The organism is Pseudomonas sp. TE36184, from assembly GCF_054060055.1.
In genome coordinates, this window is the sequence record NZ_JBSSCU010000001.1 from 118,095 (window position 1) to 139,189 (window position 21,095).

A 21,095-nucleotide genomic window follows, 5' to 3' on the forward strand; every position below is an offset into this window, starting at 1 on the left:
GATTGAGCCTTAGTGGTTATTTGCTAGAAAAAGCGCGGAAGCCTGTCCCTTTTTTTCACCTCGCCTGTCATTCCAGGTAAGTGAACAAAATCGAGAGCTTCCGCCCATGCCCGCCGTCCGCCCCTTGCTCAAACTGAGCCTGATGCTGAGCCTCAGCGCCAGCCCACTGTTTACCCCGATCAGCTATGCCGAAGACACCGCCACCCGCCGCAGCTACCAAGTGCCGGCCGGTAGCCTGGGTGCCGCGTTGACCCGTTTCGCCGGGTTGTCGGGGGTCAACCTGGCGGTGGACCCGGCGCTGGTCAGTGGCCGCGGTAGCAGTGGTTTATCCGGCGAGTACGCGGTGGAAGAAGGTTTTGCCCGCCTGCTGCAAGGTTCCGGCCTGCAACTGCAGCCGATGGGGGAGCAGGCCTACATGCTGGTGCCGGTGCCACAGGGCAGCAGCCTGCAACTGGCGCCGACCGCCATCCTCGGGACCCGCAGCGAAGCCGACGGCGATATCTACGCCGGTGGGCAAGTGGCGCGACGCGGTTCGCAGGGCCTGCTGGGCTCGCGGGACTTCATGGACACGCCCTTCAGCATGACCACCTACACCCAGGAGGCGGTGAAGAACCAGCAGGCGCGGACCCTCGGCGACCTGATCGCCAGCGACCCGTCGGTGCGCGCCACCAACCCGGCCGGTGGGCGCTATGAACAGTTCACCATTCGCGGGTTCAGCCTGTTCAACAGTGATGTGGCCTACAACGGCCTGTACGGCGTGTTGCCGACCTACACCATCGACATGGAAATGGCCGACCGTGTCGACATCGTCAAAGGCCCCAGCCAATTGATCAACGGCATCTCGCCGCGCGGCAGTGTGGGCGGCGGGATCAACGTGGTGCCCAAGCGCGCCACCGACAAGGACATCAACTCGTTCACCGGCACCTGGGCCTCCGATAGCCAGGCTGGCGGCGCGGTGGACGTGGGCCGGCGTTTCGGCGAGGACAACAAGTTCGGCCTGCGCTTCAACGGCGTGAAACAGGCCGGCGACACCGAGTGGGACCACCAGCGTGTCGACCGTGAAATGGCCGTGCTGGGCCTGGATTTTCGCGGTGAGCGCCTGCGCCTTTCCAGCGATATCGGCCACACCGAGCGCGACACCAACGCCCCGCAGGAACGCGTGCAGGTGGCCGCCGCGGCCCCGGTGCCAAGCGCCAACGAGGTGCGCCGCAACTACGCGCAGTCGTGGAGCAAGGCCAGCACCAACGACACGTTCGGCACGCTCAATGCCGAGTTCGACCTCAGCGATAACCTGATGCTCTACGGCGGTGTCGGCGCGCGCAAAAGCAACCACGACTTTCTGCGTCACGCCGTTTCCGTCAGCAACAGTGCAGGGGATTTCAGCGTGCAGCCGCGCGACTTCAGCCGCGATGAAAATGTGCGTACCGCCACGGCAGGCGTGCGCAGCGGGTTCCATACCGGGCCGGTGAGCCACGAGGTCAACCTGGCGGCCAGCTACTTCTACATGGACTTCACCAACGGCGGCGCACGCTATGCGGCGGCGCCGAGCAATCTTTACAACCCGGTGCAAACACCGACGCCGTCCACCGCCATCCGCCAGGATGCGCAGGTATACACCGAGAATAAATTCAGCGGCGTGGCGTTGTCCGACACCCTGGGCTTTTTCGACGATCGCCTGCTGCTGACCCTCGGCGCACGCTGGCAGCGGGTGAAGGTGGATGACTGGACCAACAACGTCAAAGGCGACACCGCCTACGACGAAGAAAAAATCTCGCCGTCCGGCGGCATCCTGTTCAAGGCCACCGACGCGCTGTCGCTGTACGCCAACTACCTGGAAGGCCTGAGCCAGGGCAAGGTCGCGCCTTCCACCTCGGTCAACGAAGATGAAATCTTCCCGCCGTTCATCAGCCGCCAGGTGGAAGTCGGCGCCAAATACGACGCCGGTGCGTTCGCCGTGACCGCCGCGGTGTTCCGCATCAAGCAACCGGCCTATGAAACCAACGCCACCTCGCGGGTGTTCGGCCCCAACGGCAAGCGCCAGAACGACGGCGTGGAACTCAGCCTGTTCGGCGAACCGCTCAAGGGCCTGCGCCTGCTGGGCGGCGTGATGTACATCGACAGCGAATTGACCCACACCACCAACGGCACGTTCGACGGCAACCGCGCCCCGGCCACGCCCAAGTACAACGTCAACCTCGGCGCGGAATGGGACGTGCCGCGCCTCGAAGGCCTGACCCTGACCACGCGCGGCATCTACTCCAGCTCGCAATACCTGGACCAGGCCAACGCCAAGGAAATCGACGCCTGGAACCGCATCGACGTGGGCGCGCGGTATGCGTTCAAGGTCGATGACAAACACATCACTCTGCGCGCGAATGTGGAAAACGTCGCCGATAAACGCTACTGGAGCTCGGCGGGCGCGTCGGACGACAGCGAACCGGGGCTGACCTTGTCGACGCCGCGGACTTACCTGTTGTCGGCGACGGTCGACTTCTGACTGGCCGATCGTCTGTGTTTGCTACCACGCGGCAAACCCAGCGCTCAGCGGCAATGAAGATCAACAACAAGGTTGTTTGAAAGTTGGAGCTTGATGCGCGTCGAGGAAAAACTTCGGCGCCTGGCTCTGATTAGCGAAGTGGCTAATTGCAATTAGCTGAATCCTTGGGTGTCGGCTTGGAGGCTTTAAATCAAGGCTTTCGCGGCTGTTTCAAGGCGGTCGCAGGCTATTCTTTTCAGTTTGTTTCCCCGCTTCAGGAACTAGCGCTGGAACTTCCAGTCGATTAACCCAGTTAACTCCGACTGCGGCGTGGCGAACTAATGGCATTTTATTTTTATATCCAGTAGTTCCAAATAGCCATACTTTCTCGCAACTAGACCCCCAACTATGTCGTCAATGCCCATCGATGCCTGCCATACGCAGATACCGCACACCGACCGCGTGTGCGTGTGGCTGATGCAGCACGCCGGGCTGAAAACCGTCGACCTGGAGCGCGCCCGGCGCTTGTCCCTGGACGGCAGTGACCTGCTCGGCCTGCTCACGCGCCTGGGGCTGGTGTCCGAAGTCGAACTGGCGCGCGCCTGGGCCGAGTTGCTCGGCGCGCCGCTGTTGCTCGCCGATGCCGCGCCGCCGTTGCTCGACCCGTTGCCCACGCTCACCGAGCGCTTCATGCGCCATTACCAGGTGGTGCCCATGGGCTGGGTCCACGGCGGGCTGCGCGTGCTCGCGGCCAACCCGGCGCAGCATTATCCCTTCCAGGCCCTGGCCTACGCCTGTGATGTGCCGGTGTGGCTGGCCATCGGCCCGCGCACTGAAGTCGAGACGCTGATCGAGCGCTATTACGGTCAGGGCCGTTCCGCCATGGGCACCCTGATCGAGAACCTCGATGAGCAGGGCGGCGCGCTGGAAGATATCGAACACCTCAAGGACATGGCTTCCGAAGCGCCGGTGATCCGCCTGGTCAACCTGATCCTGCAGCGGGCGGTGGAGCAGCGTGCGTCGGACATCCATATCGAACCCTTCGAAAACCAACTCAAGGTGCGCTACCGCATCGACGGCGTGCTGCACGACGCCGAAGCGCCGCCGGCCAGTTCGTCGGCGGCGGTGATCTCGCGGGTGAAGATCATGGCGCGCCTGGACATCGCCGAGCGGCGCTTGCCCCAGGACGGGCGGATCATGCTGCGCATCCAGGGCAAGGCGCTGGACTTGCGGGTGTCCACGGTGCCGACCAGCTTCGGCGAGTCGGTGGTCATGCGCCTGCTCGACCGGCAAACCGTGCAGTTCGACTTCCCCAGCCTGGGCTTCGACGGCGAGCGCCTGGCCGCCTTCCTCGACGTGCTCGAACGGCCCCACGGCATCCTGCTGGTCACCGGGCCCACCGGCTCCGGCAAGACCACTACGCTCTACACCGCGCTGGCGCGGCTCAACAGCGCCGAGCGCAAGATCATCACCGTCGAAGATCCGGTGGAATACCAGCTCGAAGGCATCAACCAGATCCAGGTCAAGCCGGCCATCGGCCTGGACTTCGCCGGTGCGCTGCGCTCCATCGTGCGCCAGGACCCGGACGTGATCATGATCGGCGAGATCCGCGACCTGGAAACCTGCCGCATCGCGATCCAGTCGTCGCTCACCGGCCATCTCGTGCTCTCCACCCTGCACACCAACAGCGCCGCCGCGAGCATCACGCGCCTGCTGGACATGGGCGTGGAAAGTTACCTGATCGCCTCGACCGTCAGCGGCATCCTCGCGCAGCGCCTGGTGCGGCGCCTGGACCCGGCGACCCGCGTCGCCTTCGAAGCGCCGCCGGAGTTGATCGAGGAACATGGCCTGCAACGTTTCACCGATGAGCGCCCGATCTTGCTCTATCGCCCCGGCGCCGAAGGCGGCTACCACGGCCGCAGCGCGATCACTGAATTGCTGGTGATGAACGACGAACTGCGCGGCCTGCTGATGCGCCACGCCGATGCCGCGACGCTGGAGCAGGCCGCCCGACGTGCGGGCCTGCGCACCTTGCATGAAGAAGGCCTGCGCCAGGCAGTGGCGGGCGTCACCTCGCTGGAAGAAGTGCTGCGCGTCACCCGTGGTGAGGGCGCGTGAGTCTGTTCACCTTCCGTGCCCTCGACAGCCAGGGCGTGACCCAGCGCGGCACGCTGCAAGCCAAGGATCAGAGCGCCGCCATTGCGATCCTGCACAAGCGCGGCTGGCTGCTGTTGCAGATCGACGCCGCCGGCCGCCAGGGCCTGCGCCATGCCTTGCGGCGGGGGCCGTTGACGGGCGCGGCGTTGGTGAGTTTCACCCAGCAGTTGGCGACGTTGCTCGGCGCCGGTCAGCCGCTGGAACGTTCCCTGGGCTTGCTGCTCAAGCAGCCCGGCCAGCCTCAAGTGCGTGTACTGATCGAGCGTATCCGTGACCACGTCAAGGCGGGTAAACCGTTATCCGCCGCGCTGGAAGAAGAGGGCAGCACCTTTTCCCCGCTGTACCTGAGCATGGTGCGTGCCGGTGAAGCCGGCGGCGCGCTGGAAAGCACCCTGCGCCAACTCAGCGACTACCTCGAACGCAGCCAGCGGCTGCGCGGCGAGGTGATCAATGCGCTGATCTATCCGGCGTTCCTGGTGGTCGGCGTGCTCGGCTCCCTGGCGTTGTTGCTGGCGTATGTGGTGCCGCAGTTCGTGCCGATCTTCCAGGACCTGGACGTGCCGATTCCGCTGATCACCGAAGTGATTCTGGCCCTCGGCCAATTCCTCGGCGCCTACGGCCTGCTGCTGTTGGCCGGGTCGAGCGTCGCGCTGGGCACCCTGGCGGCACGCCTGCGCGACCCCCGGCGCCGCGAACGCTACGACCGCCGCCTGCTCGGTCTGCGCGTGCTCGGCCCGCTGTTGCAGCGGGTCGAAGCGGCGCGCCTGACACGCACCCTGGGCACCTTGCTGAGCAACGGCGTGGCCTTGTTGCCTGCGTTGGTCATCGCCCGACAGGTCTGCACCAACCGCGCGTTGCAGGCCCAAGTGGCCGAGGCCGCCGAGTCGGTGAAAGGCGGCGGCACCCTGGCCAGTGCGTTCGGTGCGCAACCGCTGCTGCCCGACCTGGCCCTGCAAATGATTGACGTCGGCGAACAGGCCGGTGAGCTGGACAGCATGCTGCTCAAGGTCGCCGACATCTTCGACATCGAAGCCAGGCGTGGCATCGAGCGCCTGCTCGCCGCGCTGGTGCCGTCCCTCACCGTGGTCATGGCGCTGCTGGTGGCCGTGATCATGCTGGCGATCATGCTGCCGCTGATGAGCCTGACCAGCCATATATGAACCTTCAAGGAACCCGATCGATGAGAACTCAACGCCGTCAAAGCGGTTTCACCCTGCTGGAAATGCTCGCGGTAATCGTGCTGCTGGGCATTGTCGCGACCATCGTGGTGCGCCAGGTCGGTGGCAATGTGGACAAGGGCAAGTACGGCGCGGGCAAGGCGCAACTGGCCAGCCTGAGCATGAAAATCGACAGCTACGCCCTGGATGTCGGCTCACCGCCCAACAGCCTGCAGCAATTGGTGGACAAGCCCGGCAACGCCAGCAGTTGGGCCGGGCCGTATGCCAAGCTGTCGGAGCTGAAAGACCCGTTCGGCCATGCATTCGGCTATCGCTTCCCGGGCGAACACGGCGCCTTCGACCTGATCTTCTACGGCCAGGACGGCCAACCGGGTGGCGACGGCTACAGCGCCGACCTGGGTAACTGGGAATAACCCGCCGATGCCCCAACGCGGCTTTACCTTGCTGGAGATGCTGGTGGTCATCCTGTTGATCAGCCTCGCTGTCGGCTTGTTGGGGCTCGGTGTGCGCCAGGCCGTGCAGGCGGCGAACGAGCGCCGCGTGGTCGGGCAGATGGTCGACGCCCTGCGCGCCACGCGGGCCGCGGCGATAGTCGAGGCGCGTGTGGCCAGGACCGAATTCGATCTGCAGCGCCTGACCTTCCAGGCCCCGGGCCGCGCCCCGCACGCCTGGCCGCCGCAGCTGCAGGTCACCGTGCATACCGCCGAACGGGTCGGCGCCGCCGTGGAGTTCTATCCCGACGGCAGTTCCACCGGCGGCCATCTGCTGCTGGCCAACGGTAGCCGGCGTTGGCGCATCGACATTGGCTGGCTGACCGGCAGCGTGCAGTCCAAGGCGCTGCCATGAAGCGCCAGGCCGGTTTCACGTTACTGGAAATGCTCGCCGCCCTGACGTTGATGGCGGTGTGCAGCACGGTGCTGCTGGTCGCCTTCGGCCAGAGCGCGCGCTCGTTGGCGCAAGCGGCTCACAGCGACCGCCTGACCCATGCCGCCCTGAGTGTGCTGGACCAGGAAGCGGCGGGGCGCCTGGTCGAGGGTGTCAGCCAGGGCGCGCTGGACGGCATCCACTGGCAACTGACCTGCGTGCGTCAGCAGGCCCATCTGTATCGTCTCGACCTGATCGTCAGCGAGGGGTCGCGCCAGGCCCGGTTCAGCACTCTGAAGGTGCGCCAGTGAGGCGTCGCGAGCAGGGCTTCACTCTGCTGGAAATCCTCGTGGTGCTGAGCTTGCTCGCGGTGCTGCTGGTGCTGCTCAGCGGTGCGTTGCTCGGCGCCAATCGTGCGGTGGCCAAGGCCCAACAGTACACCGTGAGCCTGGACGAAATGCGCGCCGCCCAGCAGTTCCTGCGCACCGCGATCAGTGAGGCGTTGCCGCTGGATGTCAGCGAAGACGACCGCCAGAGCGCCGGGTTTTTCTTAGGGGAGCCCGAGCGTCTGCAGTTTGTCGCGACCTTGCCCGGTGTGCTCGGCGGCGGGATTCAGCGCTTCACCCTGCAACGGGTCGCCGAGGATCTGCAGGTGGGGTTCTCGCGGTTGGAACGGCAGGCCGATGCTTCCCGCGATGCGCCGCAAGTGCTGCTGACGAACCTTGCGGCGCTGCGCTTCAGTTATCGCGGCGTATCGCCCCTGGGCCAACCCACCGGATGGATCGACCAGTGGCCGTGGCCCCGGCGCTTGCCCTCTGCGGTGCGGATCGCCGCGCATGTCGACGGGCCGGTGCCGTGGGTCACTCAGGTGATTGCCTTGCGCTTGAACCTGGCCAGCGGAGCGTCGGGCGAATGAGGCGGCAACGCGGGGCGGCGCTGCTGCTGGTGCTGTGGGTGCTGGCCTTGCTCAGTGTGTTGCTGGGTGGATTGGCCGGTTGGGTGCAGCTGGAAAGTCGCCAGGCGCTGTGGCATCGCCAGCACACCCAGACGGAGCTCGCAGCGCAAGCCGGCGTCGCCCTGGCGATGGCCGATCGGCACTGGATCGCCGACGGCCGTGCAAGGCTCCTGACCTTCGATGACGCGCAGTTGCACGTCAGCCTGCGCAGCGAGCGCGGCAAGCTGTACCTGGTCAACGCCGAGGCGCACGACCTCACGCGTCTGGCCCTGGCCTGCGGCGCCAGCCCGGCCCAGGCCGCGCAAGTGGCCAAGGCCTTGGACGCACGGCGCAAGCAGGGGCTGGCGCCGTTTCGCGTGCTCGAAGAAGTGCGCCAATTGCCCGGCATGAGCCAGGCGCTGTACCGCCAATTGCTGCCCGAGCTCACCTTGTGGAGCGACCTGGATCGGCCCGCTCCGGCGTTCGCCAGCGCGCTGATGCGCCAGGCCCTCAACCTGCCGCAGCAGAGCGCACAGGGCGCCGACCCTGGCGAGGTGCTGGTGGTCGACAGCCGCGCACAACGCCCCGGCGGCTATGAAGCACGCCTGCAAGTCACGGTTTTATTGAGCCCAACGGAGGACGGCGCACAACCCTACCGGGTGTTGCGTTGGCAAGAATGAATCGACTGGAACCCATCGCCCGTTATTGGCGTGGCAGCCTGCTGCAACAAGGTTGGCGCCTGTGGCTCACGGAGCTGCGCGCGTGTGTGCCGGCGTGGCTGGCGTTGCGCGAGCCGCCCGAGCAGCGCTGGCACTGGCCGTTGAGCGAGCCGGTCGCGTCGGCGCCGGGCAATGCGCGGCATGTGTTGGTGCTCGCGGCCGACGCGGTGCTGCTGCAAACCATCCACTTGCCCGTAGCCGCTGCGCGCAACCTTAGCGCCGTGGTCGGCTATGAACTGGATCGCTACACGCCGTTCGAGGCCGATCGGCTGTACTTCGTCGCACGCCAGGAACGGCGCACGCCGACCCAACTGCAGGTGACGCTGGTGGCGATCCTGCGCGAGCGCCTCGATCAGATCCTCAGCGACTGCGCCGCCCTCGGCCTGCAGCCGCATCGCGTGGATGTCGGCGACCTGGGCATCGACTTGCTGCCCGCGCCTTTGCGCCCGCGTCCGCGTCCGCCGGGCAAGGGTTTGCAACGCAGCTTGCCGTGGCTGTGTGGCGCGTTGCTGATCGCGGCGATGTTGCTGTGGCTCAACGACCGCCAGCGCGTGCTCGACACCATGTACGACAGCGTCCAGCAGCAAAAGGCCCAGGTCGCCGAGGTGCATGCGCTGCGTCAGCAACTGCTCGCCACCCGCGGCGCGGTGCAGTACCTGACCCGGCGCAAGGTGGCCCAGCCGCCGCTGGTGGCGCTGCTCGACGACCTCACCCGATGCCTGCCCGCCGACACCTGGCTCGACCAGTTGGACATCAAGGGCAGCGAGATTGCCTTCTCCGGCCAAAGCGCCAAGGCCAGCGCCCTGATCACCCGGATCAAAGGCTGTCACCGCCTGGACAATGCGCAGTTCGAAGGCGTGATTCAACCCGATGCGCGCAGCGGCAAGGATCAGTTTGCCTTGCGTGCCCACCTTCGCCCGGAGGCCGCCGATGCGCCGACCCCTCACACCCCGTGAACGCCGTGGCACGGCGTTGCTGATCCTGGCCGTGGTGCTCGGCGCGGCGTACTGGCTGCTGATCGACAGCTGGTTCGCCGGGCCCTTGCGTGCCATGGGCGAACAGGCCGAACAACTGCGCGAACAGCAGCAACGCTATGCCGGCGTGTTGCGCCAGGGCGATGCGCTGCGCGAGCAACTGGAGCAGGCTCACCAGGACCCGGCCAGCCAAACCAGCCTGCTGCCGGGGGATGACCCGGATGGGGTCGCCGCCGACCTGATGCAACGCCTCGCCGATCTGATCAGCCGCCACGCCAACCTCGGCGGCGGCTGCAGCCTGACCCAGCGCAAACCCATTACCCCGGAGCAGGACGACGGCGAACCGTATCGACAGGTGCAGGTCAGCCTGACCCTCGATTGCGCCATCGAACCGCTGACCGCGATCCTGCATGAGCTGGAATACCAGCCGCCGTTTCTGTTCGTCGATGAGCTGCGCATCCGCCGTGGCAAACAGGCGCCGGCCAGCGGCGGGGCGGGGCAGTTGCTGGTGCAGGTGCTGGTGCGCGGTTACCTGCAACCGCAGGTGGCCCGATGATCGGTGTCTTGCGCCCCTTGGAATGGGGCTTGCTCGGCCTGGTCGGGGCATTGGGCCTGTTGATGGCGTTCATCCTGAGCAGCATCGGCGACGAGCCGCAGTGGCTGCCCGCACCGGCGGTGCGCGGGCATTCCTCTGCGCGGGTGCAAGTCGCCCCCAGCGTGACGTTGGACAGCCTCGCCGGCACCTGGCAAACCCCGCTGTTCAGCGCGGATCGCAGCCCCGATCGCGCCGTCGGCAACACCCAGGCCAGCAGCCTGGCCAACCTGACCCTGAGCGGCATCCTGATCACCGGCAATCTGCAAATGGCGATGCTCAAGCAGGCCGACGGCCGCCCGCTGACGGTACGCCTGGGCCAGGTGCTGCCCAACGGCTGGCGCCTGGACCACCTCACGCCGCAATCCGCCCGTTTCACCCTGGACGGCCGCACGCAAACCTTGAACCTGTACGCCAAGCGTTTGCCGCCGCCGTCGACCCGGCCACCGATTTCCCTGCCTCGCGAGCCCTTCCCTTGATCGATCTGCGCACCTCGTTGTTTTGCCTGACTACCGCCGTCTCCCTGGGCGGCTGTGGCTCACTGCCCGACCGCCTCGACGCGGACGACGCGTTACTCCACGAAGCCATGCAAGGCACCGGCGCGCAACGCCCGCCGAGTGAGGTGCCCGCCGCGCAAAGCCCGCAGCCCGCGGCGAAGGTAGCGCCCCAACGCCAGATGAGGCGGGGCAGCCAGCAATTCGTGCGCCCACCCAGCGCCAGCCTGCCGGCGAAAGAGCAGGGCGGCGATATCGTGTTCAACTTCGCCGACCAGCCGATCGAAGCGGTGATCAACAGCGTGATGGGCGACCTGTTGCACGAGAACTACAGCATCGCCCAAGGCGTGAAAGGCAATGTCAGCTTTTCCACCTCCAAGCCGGTGGACAAACAGCAGGCGCTGTCGATCCTGGAAACCCTGTTGTCCTGGACCGACAACGCCATGATCAAACAGGGCAACCGCTACGTGATCCTGCCGGCCAACCAGGCGGTGGCGGGCAAGCTGGTGCCGCAGATGAACCTGGCGCCACCGTCCAGCGGCCTGTCGGCGCGGCTGTTTCCGTTGCGCTATATCTCCGTCACCGAGATGCAGAAACTGCTCAAGCCGTTCGCCCGCGAAAACGCTTTTCTGCTGGTGGACCCGGCGCGCAATGTGCTGAGTCTGGCCGGCACCCCGGAAGAACTGGCCAACTACCAGGCCACCATCGACACCTTCGATGTGGACTGGCTCAAGGGCATGTCGGTGGGCGTATTCGGCTTGCAACGCGCGTCGGTGGCCGAGCTGATGCCCGAGCTGCAAGCCATGTTCGGCCCGGACAGCGGCATGCCGCTGGCGGGCATGCTGCGCTTTCTGCCGATCGAGCGGACCAACTCGGTGGTGGCGATTTCTTCCCAGCCGCAGTACCTCAGCGAGGTGGGTGACTGGATTCGCACCATCGACGAAGGCGGCGGCAACGAACCGCAGATGTACGTGTACGACGTGCGCAATATGAAGGCCTCGGACCTGGCCAAGTACCTGCGCCAGATCTACGGCAACGGCGCGATCAAGGACGATACGCCGGCCAAGGTCGCGCCGGGGTTGCGCACCACCACGTTGTCATCGCTCAACAACAATACCGGTGGCCTGCAGAACACGCCGCCGCCTGCCGACGAGCCCGAGCCCGTCGCCGAAGCGTCCGAACCGGCACCGGATAAAAGCCTCGAAGCCGGCACCCGCATCACCGCGCAAAAAAGCAGTAACCAACTGCTGGTGCGTACCCGCCCGGCGCAATGGAAAGAGATCGAAACCGCGATCAAACGCCTCGACAATCCGCCGCTGCAAGTGCAGATCGAGACGCGCATCCTCGAAGTCAAACTCACCGGTGAACTGGACCTTGGCGTGCAGTGGTACCTCGGTCGCCTGGCCGGCAATTCCACCAGCACCACAGTCGCCAACGCCTCCGGCAGCCAGGGCGCGTTGGGCGGTGGCGGGGCAGGGTTGGGGGCGTCGGATTCGTTGTTCTATTCCTTCGTCAGTTCCAACCTGCAAGTGGCCTTGCATGCCCTGGAAACCAACGGCCGCACCCAGGTGCTGTCGGCGCCGTCGCTGGTGGTGATGAACAACCAGCCGGCGCAGATCCAGGTGGGCGACAACATTCCTATCAGCCAGACCACGGTGAACACCGGCAATGCCGACACCACCCTGAGCAGCGTCGAATACGTGCAGACCGGGGTGATTCTGGACGTGGTGCCGCGCATCAATCCGGGCGGCCTGGTGTACATGGATATCCAGCAGCAGGTCAGCGATGCCGAGAACCAGACCGGCAGCAGCGACACGCCGGTGAATCCGCGTATCTCCACGCGTTCAGTCTCGACGCAAGTCGCCGTGCAGAGCGGGCAGACCGTATTGCTCGGCGGGTTGATCAAACAGGACAACAGCGAGAGCGTCAGTGCCGTGCCGTACCTGGGGAAAATCCCCGGCCTGCGCTGGTTGTTCGGCAACACCAGCAAATCCAAGGACCGCACTGAGCTGATTGTGCTGATTACGCCGAAGGTGATCACCAGCAGCAGCCAGGCGCGGCAGGTGACGGATGACTATCGCCAGCAGATGCAGCTGCTGCGGCCAGCGAACTGAAGGCGCGCGGTCAGAATGCCGCTTCATGGCTGTGTCCATGGCGTGGCCAGTTGCAGTTTGATCAGGTAACGCTCTTCATTCGGATGCCGGTCGTCCCTGAAACGATGAACCGCCATTCTGACTTGGTACTTTGTTCCAGCGTGCCAGTACGACGTTCCCCCCTTGTTCACGTCCCGCAACTGGGCACGCCATTGCGGCGTGTCTGCGAATGGTGGATTGTCCTTGATCCGGATGGGTAGCCAACCGCCCCTGCTCAATTGCTCTTGTAAATCCAGTACGACTTCAAGCGTGTCATCGAGCAAAAGCGGTTCGACCTGAGGGGAAATGCGGACACTGCTGACCCTTCCATTACTCTCGAAGCTCACTGTGAAGAAGCGAGCCTGGGGGGTCACGAATCCATATTCAGGATCGATAAAGCGAAGGCGAGCCTCAGATTTTGGGAGCCTGAACCAATAGTGCCCGGGAATGGCGGGGTCGATGGATGCGCTGGAGCGTTGACGCATGTCTTCCCAGGGTTCGCCAAGCATCAGTGCAATTTCTGGTTCGCTGATGAAAAATCGTGCTATTCCCGTTAGCAGGACAGTGGCGAACAGTACAAGAGCAGCACGCCGCCAGCTCATTTTTGAGAGCCCGCTCATCGAATACCCCGACCTTCGGCGACGTCTTCAATCGCCTGTTCTATGCGATTTCTTTCGGTGCTATTTAGCAGGTCGTCAAACTGCGCGGCGGCCTTGAGGACAAACGCCATACGCTGATTGATATCGGATAGGTTGGCGAATGGGTTGTTACTAAAGGCAATTGTGCGACCGTCATTGACAGGATGGCATTGGCTGGTAAGCGTCAGTTCGATTGCCTGGGCTGCTCCGGACGGTATGTCGGTAATGTAGGAAAAGTGGTTACTTCTCAGCAGGGCAACCAGTTTCGTATCGTTATAGAGGGTCGGTTGAAGGATATTCTGCTGCTCGTGGGCTGCGAGATATTCAACACCTTTGGCGATATTGCCAGCGTCTATGGCTTCGAAAGCGAGCAGGATTTCTTGGTGATCATCACCGAACTCGAGTATCTCCGGTTCGACAGGCCATATAACTGATTGTTGACCTGACCCATAAATTTTTTTGCGCAACGGCAAACATCTCTCCAACAATGCCAACCCCCGCTCCTTGTAAAAGGCATGCAACGGAAACACATCCAAAAACAGCGTGGTATTGCCCATCGCCAAACTTTCATACACATACAGGTAAATCTGTTGCACGCTTGAAAATGGCTCCCCCTCTTGCCGCCAGTCAATATTCGGCACCGGGTTATTACGGCTGGCCTGTTCATACTCCCGCAGGCGCCGCTCGTACTCCCGCAGCTTTGCCTGCCGTTCACGCTCCTCGGCGCTGAACAACCCCCAAACCCCTTTCCGGGCACTCCTTCGCAATTGCTCCGCCGCTTCAAATTCCGCCTGAATTTTCTCGATGGATTCTGCCGCGTGCAGCAAACCGCACCCCACTTGCTTGGAGGCAAACGCCGCAAGGCCCGCCCACTGAAAACGGTTGTCGAGGCGCCAGAGCTGGGCATACGCCGAGTTGATGAGCCGGTTGCGCAACCTGGGGTCGGCGATCAGCTTGCCGCCGGGGGCGATCACGTCTTCTGCCTGCTTCTGGTAGAAGCGCCAATTGCGCTCGCAGGCTGACTCGAGTATTTCGCTGAAAGCGGAAGGTGCTGAGCTCAGGGTAGGATTTCTCGCGGGTGTTGGCGCTGGCGCTTCCGATGCGGTCGCGCTTCGGCGGTGTGCCGCGGAGTCTTCGGCGGTAAGGGTCTGAAACCGCTCGAACTGGTCGGCCAGCAGGCGAGGGGGCGGGTCGCATTTACAGCGGCAGAGATCATCCGAGAGCGCCACCCGTCGCCCTAGTGCCCACTGCTCCAGGCGCGGGCCAACACAGACTATGACTCCGGTGGTTTTGCACACCGGGCAAAGCACCTCATGACCTTCAAGGGCGATGTCCACTTGGGTGATGCGAAAGCCCGTCAAACCGCCGACGACGGTCCCGCCAGCGGTGGTCTTGGCTCCTCGGGTAATGAAATAGCGCCGCATGCCAGCCGTGTCCTTTTGTTAGCAGGGACCAGCAGGCTAGGCACGGCAGGCGAGGGCGAGAAGTCAGATGCTTCCGAGCCGGATGTAGGTTGCTTCGGTTATCGGGTTGGTGCGGCCGAAAGTCGGTGGTGTCAGCAACCGCGCGGGTTACCACCATTTCCAGCGGCCTTGTTTTTTCAGGGTGGCGATGATGGCTTCGCGCTTGTGGCGGATTTCTAGCATCGTGTGGCGCAGTTCGCGGCAGCGCTTGCTGTTGAGGATCAGGAGGCCGATCAGGGGGCTGAGGAGGGCCATGGAGTAGAGATAAGCGTTGGGGCGGTAGGCGATTGCGGGAAGTGATACCAGCAGGCAGATGAGGTATATCGCCATGTTCAGCCAGACCCAGTGGATGCGTCCGTATAACACTTCGTATTTGGCAAGGGCAAATACTGCACCAAGCCCCGTAGCGCCGAAAAATGATGTCTTGGTAGCAAAACCAATGGGGTACGTCGAGAGATAGGTGAGCATTGTCAGGATCGCCGTCAATCCTATTGAGGTGCATGCGACAAGAATGTCTGCTCCGATTACTGGCATGTACCGCTTGATGAATTCCCAATGGTTTTCAATAAAGATGCCTGCTGATGATGGCCTGCGCGACCGGCAAGCATTATCCCGAAGCAAGACAGGTAGTGCGCAAGGCGGGCGGTTCCAGCCCGGTGGAGTATCTGGTGATCACCCTGAAGGAAGTCATGGTGGTGTCCTACGGCACCGCTGCTGAAAGTAAGGATGAGGCGCTCTACGACAGCATCGCCTTGAACTTCGCCAGCGTCGACGTCAGCTACCAGCCGCAGAAGGCCGACGGCGCCAAGGACGGTGGGCCAGTGAAGTTCGGCTGGAATATCCGGCAGAACGTTAAAGCCTGAAGCCGCACCTTGTGCCCGGATAGCGGGTCTTTGCGCATCCGGGCGCCAGCACCCGCCGAGGCCATTCAAGATGAGCCTCGGTTTTCGTCAACAAAGGATGCTCGTCGTCTATCAACGGCCGCAGCAGTGCATGGAACATCATGTCCCCGAGGAACGGCAGTGGTTCGCGCTTGCCCATCAACTCGGCATACACGCGCCCGAACGCTACCGGCCCGGCTTTGGCGATGTAGGCCAGGGACAGGCGTTCGGTCAGTGACAAACCATCCTGCAGGTCCCCCTAAATACCGGCAGCGCAACATCTTTTTACGCGCTTTCAGAAGCTCGCGAAAAATTTTGCGGCGATGGTCTCGTTGGCCTGTGCCATGCGGTGTCTGCGGCAATACTTTTCGTACAGTGCCTAGGAAACAGGGGAGTCTTAGATTAGAGTCGATGGCGTGATTGTTCGATGGATACGAGACATTCTTAAGGATTGAGCCATGAAAACCCCGCCACTCAATGCTGTGAAAGCGTTTGAGGCCGTGTCCAGGCATCTCAGTGTAACCAGGGCTGCATCTGAGCTATGCGTGACTCAGGGAGCCACCAGCCAGCAGATCAAGATTCTTGAAAACTACATGAACTGCTCGCTTTTCATAAGGGATGCCAAAGGGCTAACGCTAACCGAGGCTGGCCAGCGGCTCGCCAGCGTAGCTCAGAAAGCACTAGGGGAACTGGCCGCTGTCGCGGAAGAGATCATCGGGACGCAAAGAACAACACTTTCTATTTCTGCCCCACCTTCATTTGCCGTAAAGTGGCTTATTCCAAATCTGGATAAATTTTACGAAAAACACTTGGATCTTAATGTTGTTATTGATGCGTCTTGTGACGTTAGAAGCTTTCGCAGTCATGGTATTGACGCGTCAATAAGATTTGGCAAGGGAGAAAATCTTCCATCAAATAGCAAAGTGCTTGGCTGCTCAGAAGTTATCATAGTCGCAAGTCCCGCATATATTAAAAAAACACCTAAAATTGAAACGTATGCCGACCTTTGTGAACATAAATTGATCAGTTATGAAACGAAAATTGAAAGTCATAGAAAACTTCATAAAAGCTGGAAAAATGTCTTTGCTGATTTAGGCTTGTCCCTGGACCTTGGTAAGGCGAGTATCGTTTTTACAGAAGGGCACCTGGCTTTGACCGCAGCCATTCATGGTCATGGGCTGGCTCTAACAGAGTCAATTCTAGTCGATCACGAATTACAAAGTGGTCAACTGGTAAGGGTGCTGGATACTAGTTTTCCGGAGGATAACTGTTACACTTTTTTTAAGCCTGAGTACACGCAGAAAATGGTGGCTTTGGAAAAATTCGAAGATTGGCTAATGAGTTCCTTGGCCTGTTCGCTAAGGAAGGTCTGAAGTACCCACCGATTTTTGATGCCCTCACTGCCTGAGGTTCAAAAAATGCTAAGTCGATCGAAAACAGACCTTTCCTGTCTTTAATTCATGGTTTTTTCCTCTGATCGCTATATTTCAGGGCGATCAGTCCGCATTAGAGACGCACTTCTCCCGCATTCAACAACCATTTTTGCACCGTCCACAGGTACGACAAGGCGAATAAAGTCTTCTGCTGTGCGATGTTGCTGGATAGGTTGGCGATGTCATCTATTTAGAAAAACTAATGCCTATCGAAGAATTACTCCATCGACTCTAACCTGAGAGTCTCGTATTTTCTAAGCCGCAATGTGAGCGTAATACTCGTCAATCGAAGCCACCTGGCTCGCGGGCAGCATGGTTCATAAGCTGCATCTCCATACCTCCGCGCGATGGTCGGCACCCCATGAGTGGTCATCGTGCCTGAAGACATCAGATGTAAGTAATAGAGTCATCCTATTGATCTTTCTATTCCAAGATAATTTCCGGTGAGGTTCGATCGTTCAACGCAGCATACCGCCGAATCGAAGTACGCAGCACCAAGCATCAGAATAAGACTGAAACCAATTATCATGTGAACATATAGGAGCGACAAAGTGGCACAGCGAGCAACTATTATCCTCTCTGAGGAAAACATTGGTGAAATTGTCGCAGCCGTCGGGCTCGACACTTTAATGGATGAAACGATTGCAAAACTACGTGATGCCCTCAACGTGTTTGGTGATGGCCAGGTTGAAATACAACCGCGCACCGGTTTTGTCTATGAAACTCCGGAAATGGGGCTGATAGAGTTTATGCCGGCTTACCGCCGGGATAAAAATGTCGCGTTAAAAGTTGTTGGCTACCATCCGGGAAATCCGTTTAACCGGGGCATGCCGACGGTCATGGCCACTAACTCCCTATATGACGTAAGGGACGGCCACCTTATTGCGGTGATCGATGGAGTATTTGCAACAGCAGTACGAACGGGCGCAGCATCCGCTGTGGCTTCGAAGTTGCTGGCTCATCCTGAAAGCAAAACCCTTGGGCTGATCGGAGCTGGCGCCATGGCAGTGACCCAGGCCCATGCCCTCAGTCGAATTTATGATTTTGACGCAGTCTTGATCCACGATATTGACCCCGCAGTGGAAAAAACTTTCGCCAAGCGGGTATCCGCCCTGGGAATTACACCGATCATCGCTTCCAAAGACAGGGTACTGGCAGAGTCCGACATCATCTGTGTTGCCACCTCCATTGGCCTTGATGAAGGCCCGGTTCTCCACGCTGGCGGGATGAAACCACATGTACACATCAATGCTATTGGTGCCGACACGCCGCGCAAATATGAATTATCAACAGAGCTGCTCAAAAGCTCGTTCCTTGTCACGGATTATCTGGAACAGGCCATTAACGAAGGTGAATGCCAGCAATTGAGTAAAGACGAATACGGCTATATCGGCCCTGAGCTGCACAAAATAGTGAAAGAGCCGCAAGCCTATATCCAATATCAGATGAAACAGACCATCTTTGATAGCACCGGTATTTCATTGGAAGATCAGATAATGACCGAGGTCTTGATCGATCAGGCGGAGAGACTAGGGCTTGGTCAGCGGATCCTGATTGAAGCGGGATGTGATGACCCCATGAACCCATATCTTTTCTCAAATTCCGCGAACGCTCTTGATACCGTCAAGAATACAGTGCACGACCGTACCTTAAAATTAGCATGAGTAGAGAAAGACAGGCCATGACAAGCGCAACTCTGATAGACAGAAAAGCACTATCTGTAGCAGTGTTCTTTGGGTTTTTATCTGCTCTTATCTGGGGAGCCTGGCCTGTTCTTTCCCGTTTTGGGGTTCAAAAAACGCTGTCTCCCTATGACATCGCGGCCTTACGCTTTATGGTGGCCGGATTGATTTTGCTGCCCTTTGTTCTAAAGAAAGGGACAGGCATGCTTGGTCTGCCGAAAACCCTGGTCCTTACAGTGGGGCAGGGTATTCCGCACGTACTTCTGGGAATCCTCGGATTGGCATATGCCCCCGCCGGACATGCCGGCGTTCTCATCCCCAGTGCGATGATTGCGGTTTCCACAATTGGGGGCTGGTTCTTCCTTCGTGACAGGCCGGAAAAAGCGGTACTGATCGGGATTTTTGTCATCATGGTAGGGGCGACTCTTTCGGGGTGGCAAAGCATGTCGGAAAGCGGTGGACAGGCCTGGCTGGGAGACCTGCTATTCATTGCTGCCGGAGCATTATGGGGGATCTATACCATTGCCTCGCGTGCATGGGACGTGGATGCGTTCCAGGCCACAGCTTTGGTATCCGTCATTTCCATGTTGCTCTACCTACCTCTATATTTCATTTGGGGAACCCCAGGTATCCTCTCCGCACCCGTTTCTGAAATAGTTTTCCAATCCCTATTCCAGGGCGTATTTGCGGCGATTCTGGCCCTGCTGTTCTATACGAAGGCTGTGACAGTGCTTGGTGCAACCCGTGGCTCCATCTTTGGCGGTCTGGTCCCTTGCATAGCGTCCGTGCTGGCTATCTTCGTGCTATCGGAAGTACCCAGTCTGATCGAAGTCGCCGGGATGGTGCTGGCCAGCGGCGGTATGATCTATATCTTCGGGTTTCGAAAATAGAGTTTGGGTTTGAATCTTTGGACAGGTCCCGGTACGGATGGCAGTTACTTGCCCCCCGCCAGATCCCTACGTGCGTAACCCTAAGCCTTGGGGTGTGGCCGGACGGTTACTTTGGCCACAACGCCAAGATCAGAAAGTCGAAATCACCCAAACCGCATAGAGCCACGGGCCATCAAGCGACGACCCAAACTCTACCCTCTACTGGCTAAATCGCGGCAGTCTGCTCGCGATGACATCAAGAAAACGCGCACCCCACAGTCTCCGTGCGGGTCTGCATAGAATGCACAGGTCGCTTCTGGAGGTTGTCGTGCAACATCTGCGCCAAAATGTTTGCATATTCTGCCTCAACAGTAACAGACACGCCGCTTCTGCGGATCTCGCTGTGGGATACTTTGGATTTGTGCAGCTCGCTATGACACATAATCATCTCTACAATCGAGTCGAGGTGGGCAGGAGTTGGGTTTCCTATAGTGCTTACCCTCATGAGGTCGTTGTCTGATAGTGCGGATCTTTCGCGCCTAAGTAGCTGCGATCTTTCTAAGATATTTTCTGCTAGAGATTTATCGCATTGATCAATGCAGCAAATGGAATGACTTTCTGAGTCGCTGTGTAACATATCAAAAGCTATGCCATGATCAGAGAGCTCCTTTAAAGCATCGTGAGTTTTATAAGATTGATTTATACTTAGGGTCGACTTTTGCGAGCTGGTTATAATGGCTTCTATAGGATTTTCAAATGTTTGTTCTCCAGCAATCACTGTTCCGTTTTCGTCAAGGAGCAGCGCTGCGATTCCTAACGAAATGAAAAGTACCGCGTTAGAGTATATGAGTGCTGTGCGGATAGGCGTTTTCTTCATAAGATGCTTTTTGAGGGTCGCCTCTAGTTTTGGTGTTCCCCTGTAATTTTCAGAGTGGTTTTGTTCAATAAGCAGCGGGTAAATGGGTGTGTCTGTCATATGCGCTCAGTACTAACAAGAGACTTGTTTTCCTGCTCCTTAGGATGATTTAACAAGCGCAAATTTTTATTGGAAGACAGCATCGGCTGCAATGGAGTAATGCTATCTTCGGTATTAGTTTCTCTATTGGTCGATGCTCTGGCATTTTACGAATGCAGGGCCATGATCAGGCGCAATGTCATCAACGTAAGCCCTCCAGCCCTTAGGGAAGGTCTGAAGTACTCATCGATTTTTGATGCTCTCGCTGCTTGAGGTTCAAAAAATGCTGAGTCGGTCGAAAACAGACCTTTCCTGTCTTTAATTCATGGTTTTTTCCTCTGGTCGCTGTATTTCAGGGCGATCAGTCCGCATTAGTTCTGCATCAAGCGAACCCGTAACATGGCCAGCAACGGATACGCCGGACGACCGCCTTCGCCTTTCGGATAATGCGGCTCGATCAGGTCAATCAAGCCCTTCCAGGGCACGACCTGATCCATCTCGATCAGGAAGCGCTCATGGCGGGTCTGCCTACGTTTGTCGGCATACCCGGCATCGGCGAAGGACATCTGTTTCATCGGGGCTCAACCGTTCGATTTGTGCGAGGCGGGTATTTCACCAAATCTGGGAGTTTTTTTAGAGTTTCCTTAACGCTTT

Annotated in this window: 19 protein-coding genes and 4 pseudogenes; 17 read left to right on the top strand and 6 right to left on the bottom strand. The window is 60.1% G+C overall.

Going from position 1 to position 21,095, the window contains the following annotated elements:
- Window positions 1-106: 106 nt before the first annotated feature.
- From ACVWZP_RS00615 to gspD, 12 genes are all read left to right on the top strand, one after another.
- Complete coding sequence (locus ACVWZP_RS00615; protein ID WP_457369274.1) at window positions 107-2,497, top strand: TonB-dependent siderophore receptor; 2,391 nt, start codon at window positions 107-109, stop codon at window positions 2,495-2,497.
- A 387-nt stretch (window positions 2,498-2,884) separates the two neighbouring features.
- Window positions 2,885-4,594: a type II secretion system ATPase GspE gene (gspE, locus tag ACVWZP_RS00620; protein ID WP_301556426.1), complete on the top strand. Its 1,710-nt coding sequence runs from the start codon at window positions 2,885-2,887 to the stop codon at window positions 4,592-4,594.
- On the top strand, window positions 4,591-5,793 hold the full coding sequence (gspF, locus tag ACVWZP_RS00625; protein ID WP_108526249.1) for a type II secretion system inner membrane protein GspF: 1,203 nt from the start codon (window positions 4,591-4,593) through the stop codon (window positions 5,791-5,793). Before gspE ends, gspF begins: the two co-directional genes overlap by 4 nt.
- Before the next feature lie 20 nt (window positions 5,794-5,813).
- A complete protein-coding gene (gene gspG / locus ACVWZP_RS00630) occupies window positions 5,814-6,224 on the top strand; it encodes a type II secretion system major pseudopilin GspG (protein WP_156422917.1) in 411 nt (136 codons plus the stop codon).
- A gap of 7 nt (window positions 6,225-6,231) precedes the next feature.
- On the top strand, window positions 6,232-6,657 hold the full coding sequence (locus ACVWZP_RS00635) for a type II secretion system protein (RefSeq protein WP_372813214.1): 426 nt from the start codon (window positions 6,232-6,234) through the stop codon (window positions 6,655-6,657).
- Entirely contained in the window at window positions 6,654-6,986 is a 333-nt protein-coding gene (locus ACVWZP_RS00640; RefSeq protein ID WP_128192410.1) for a type II secretion system protein, read from the top strand. Before ACVWZP_RS00635 ends, ACVWZP_RS00640 begins: the two co-directional genes overlap by 4 nt.
- The gene (locus tag ACVWZP_RS00645) at window positions 6,983-7,591 is read left to right on the top strand and encodes a prepilin-type N-terminal cleavage/methylation domain-containing protein (protein WP_424801345.1); all 609 of its coding nucleotides are present in this window, start codon (window positions 6,983-6,985) and stop codon (window positions 7,589-7,591) included. The genes ACVWZP_RS00640 and ACVWZP_RS00645 overlap by 4 nt, the downstream gene beginning before the upstream one ends.
- Complete coding sequence (locus ACVWZP_RS00650; RefSeq protein ID WP_046382758.1) at window positions 7,588-8,289, top strand: hypothetical protein; 702 nt, start codon at window positions 7,588-7,590, stop codon at window positions 8,287-8,289. Before ACVWZP_RS00645 ends, ACVWZP_RS00650 begins: the two co-directional genes overlap by 4 nt.
- Window positions 8,286-9,284: a type II secretion system protein GspL gene (locus tag ACVWZP_RS00655; RefSeq protein ID WP_201021219.1), complete on the top strand. Its 999-nt coding sequence runs from the start codon at window positions 8,286-8,288 to the stop codon at window positions 9,282-9,284. Before ACVWZP_RS00650 ends, ACVWZP_RS00655 begins: the two co-directional genes overlap by 4 nt.
- Window positions 9,259-9,858 carry a type II secretion system protein GspM gene (gene gspM, locus ACVWZP_RS00660; protein WP_457369275.1) on the top strand — a complete coding sequence of 200 codons (600 nt, stop codon included), beginning with the start codon at window positions 9,259-9,261 and terminating at the stop codon, window positions 9,856-9,858. Before ACVWZP_RS00655 ends, gspM begins: the two co-directional genes overlap by 26 nt.
- A complete protein-coding gene (locus tag ACVWZP_RS00665) occupies window positions 9,855-10,373 on the top strand; it encodes a general secretion pathway protein GspN (RefSeq protein ID WP_108526243.1) in 519 nt (172 codons plus the stop codon). Before gspM ends, ACVWZP_RS00665 begins: the two co-directional genes overlap by 4 nt.
- 5 nt (window positions 10,374-10,378) lie before the next feature.
- Window positions 10,379-12,502, top strand: coding sequence for a type II secretion system secretin GspD (gene gspD, locus ACVWZP_RS00670; protein WP_457370381.1), 2,124 nt, complete (start codon window positions 10,379-10,381; stop codon window positions 12,500-12,502).
- 23 nt (window positions 12,503-12,525) lie between these two features.
- Here gspD and ACVWZP_RS00675 read toward each other — a convergent pair whose 3' ends face one another.
- From ACVWZP_RS00675 to ACVWZP_RS00685, 3 genes are all read right to left on the bottom strand, one after another.
- Window positions 12,526-13,140 (bottom strand): hypothetical protein, encoded by a 615-nt coding sequence (locus ACVWZP_RS00675; RefSeq protein ID WP_046382761.1) that lies wholly within the window; start codon window positions 13,138-13,140, stop codon window positions 12,526-12,528.
- Window positions 13,137-14,582 (bottom strand): PAAR domain-containing protein, encoded by a 1,446-nt coding sequence (locus ACVWZP_RS00680; protein WP_457369276.1) that lies wholly within the window; start codon window positions 14,580-14,582, stop codon window positions 13,137-13,139. Before ACVWZP_RS00680 ends, ACVWZP_RS00675 begins: the two co-directional genes overlap by 4 nt.
- A gap of 147 nt (window positions 14,583-14,729) precedes the next feature.
- A complete protein-coding gene (locus ACVWZP_RS00685) occupies window positions 14,730-15,089 on the bottom strand; it encodes a hypothetical protein (protein WP_227778686.1) in 360 nt (119 codons plus the stop codon).
- A gap of 110 nt (window positions 15,090-15,199) precedes the next feature.
- On the opposite strand from ACVWZP_RS00685, the pseudogene ACVWZP_RS00690 reads away from it, so the two are divergent.
- A pseudogene (locus tag ACVWZP_RS00690) lies at window positions 15,200-15,484 on the top strand (Hcp family type VI secretion system effector); the annotation flags it as partial.
- A 43-nt stretch (window positions 15,485-15,527) separates the two neighbouring features.
- Here ACVWZP_RS00690 and ACVWZP_RS00695 read toward each other — a convergent pair.
- Window positions 15,528-15,755: pseudogene (locus tag ACVWZP_RS00695) on the bottom strand (DUF1835 domain-containing protein); the annotation flags it as partial.
- Window positions 15,756-15,789: 34 nt separating this feature from the next.
- Here ACVWZP_RS00695 and ACVWZP_RS00700 point away from each other — a divergent pair.
- From ACVWZP_RS00700 to ACVWZP_RS00715, 4 genes and pseudogenes are all read left to right on the top strand, one after another.
- Window positions 15,790-15,885: pseudogene (locus tag ACVWZP_RS00700) on the top strand (IS5/IS1182 family transposase); the annotation flags it as partial.
- Between the two features lie 75 nt (window positions 15,886-15,960).
- Window positions 15,961-16,875 carry a LysR substrate-binding domain-containing protein gene (locus tag ACVWZP_RS00705; protein WP_046490617.1) on the top strand — a complete coding sequence of 305 codons (915 nt, stop codon included), beginning with the start codon at window positions 15,961-15,963 and terminating at the stop codon, window positions 16,873-16,875.
- Between the two features lie 611 nt (window positions 16,876-17,486).
- Entirely contained in the window at window positions 17,487-18,599 is a 1,113-nt protein-coding gene (locus tag ACVWZP_RS00710) for an ornithine cyclodeaminase family protein (RefSeq protein ID WP_457369277.1), read from the top strand.
- A 17-nt stretch (window positions 18,600-18,616) separates the two neighbouring features.
- Window positions 18,617-19,507, top strand: coding sequence for a DMT family transporter (locus ACVWZP_RS00715; RefSeq protein WP_457369278.1), 891 nt, complete (start codon window positions 18,617-18,619; stop codon window positions 19,505-19,507).
- Window positions 19,508-19,742: 235 nt separating this feature from the next.
- Here ACVWZP_RS00715 and ACVWZP_RS00720 read toward each other — a convergent pair whose 3' ends face one another.
- Window positions 19,743-20,462 carry a hypothetical protein gene (locus ACVWZP_RS00720; protein ID WP_457369279.1) on the bottom strand — a complete coding sequence of 240 codons (720 nt, stop codon included), beginning with the start codon at window positions 20,460-20,462 and terminating at the stop codon, window positions 19,743-19,745.
- Between the two features lie 353 nt (window positions 20,463-20,815).
- Window positions 20,816-21,016, bottom strand: a pseudogene (locus ACVWZP_RS00725) (IS5/IS1182 family transposase); the annotation flags it as partial.
- Window positions 21,017-21,095: the final 79 nt, after the last annotated feature.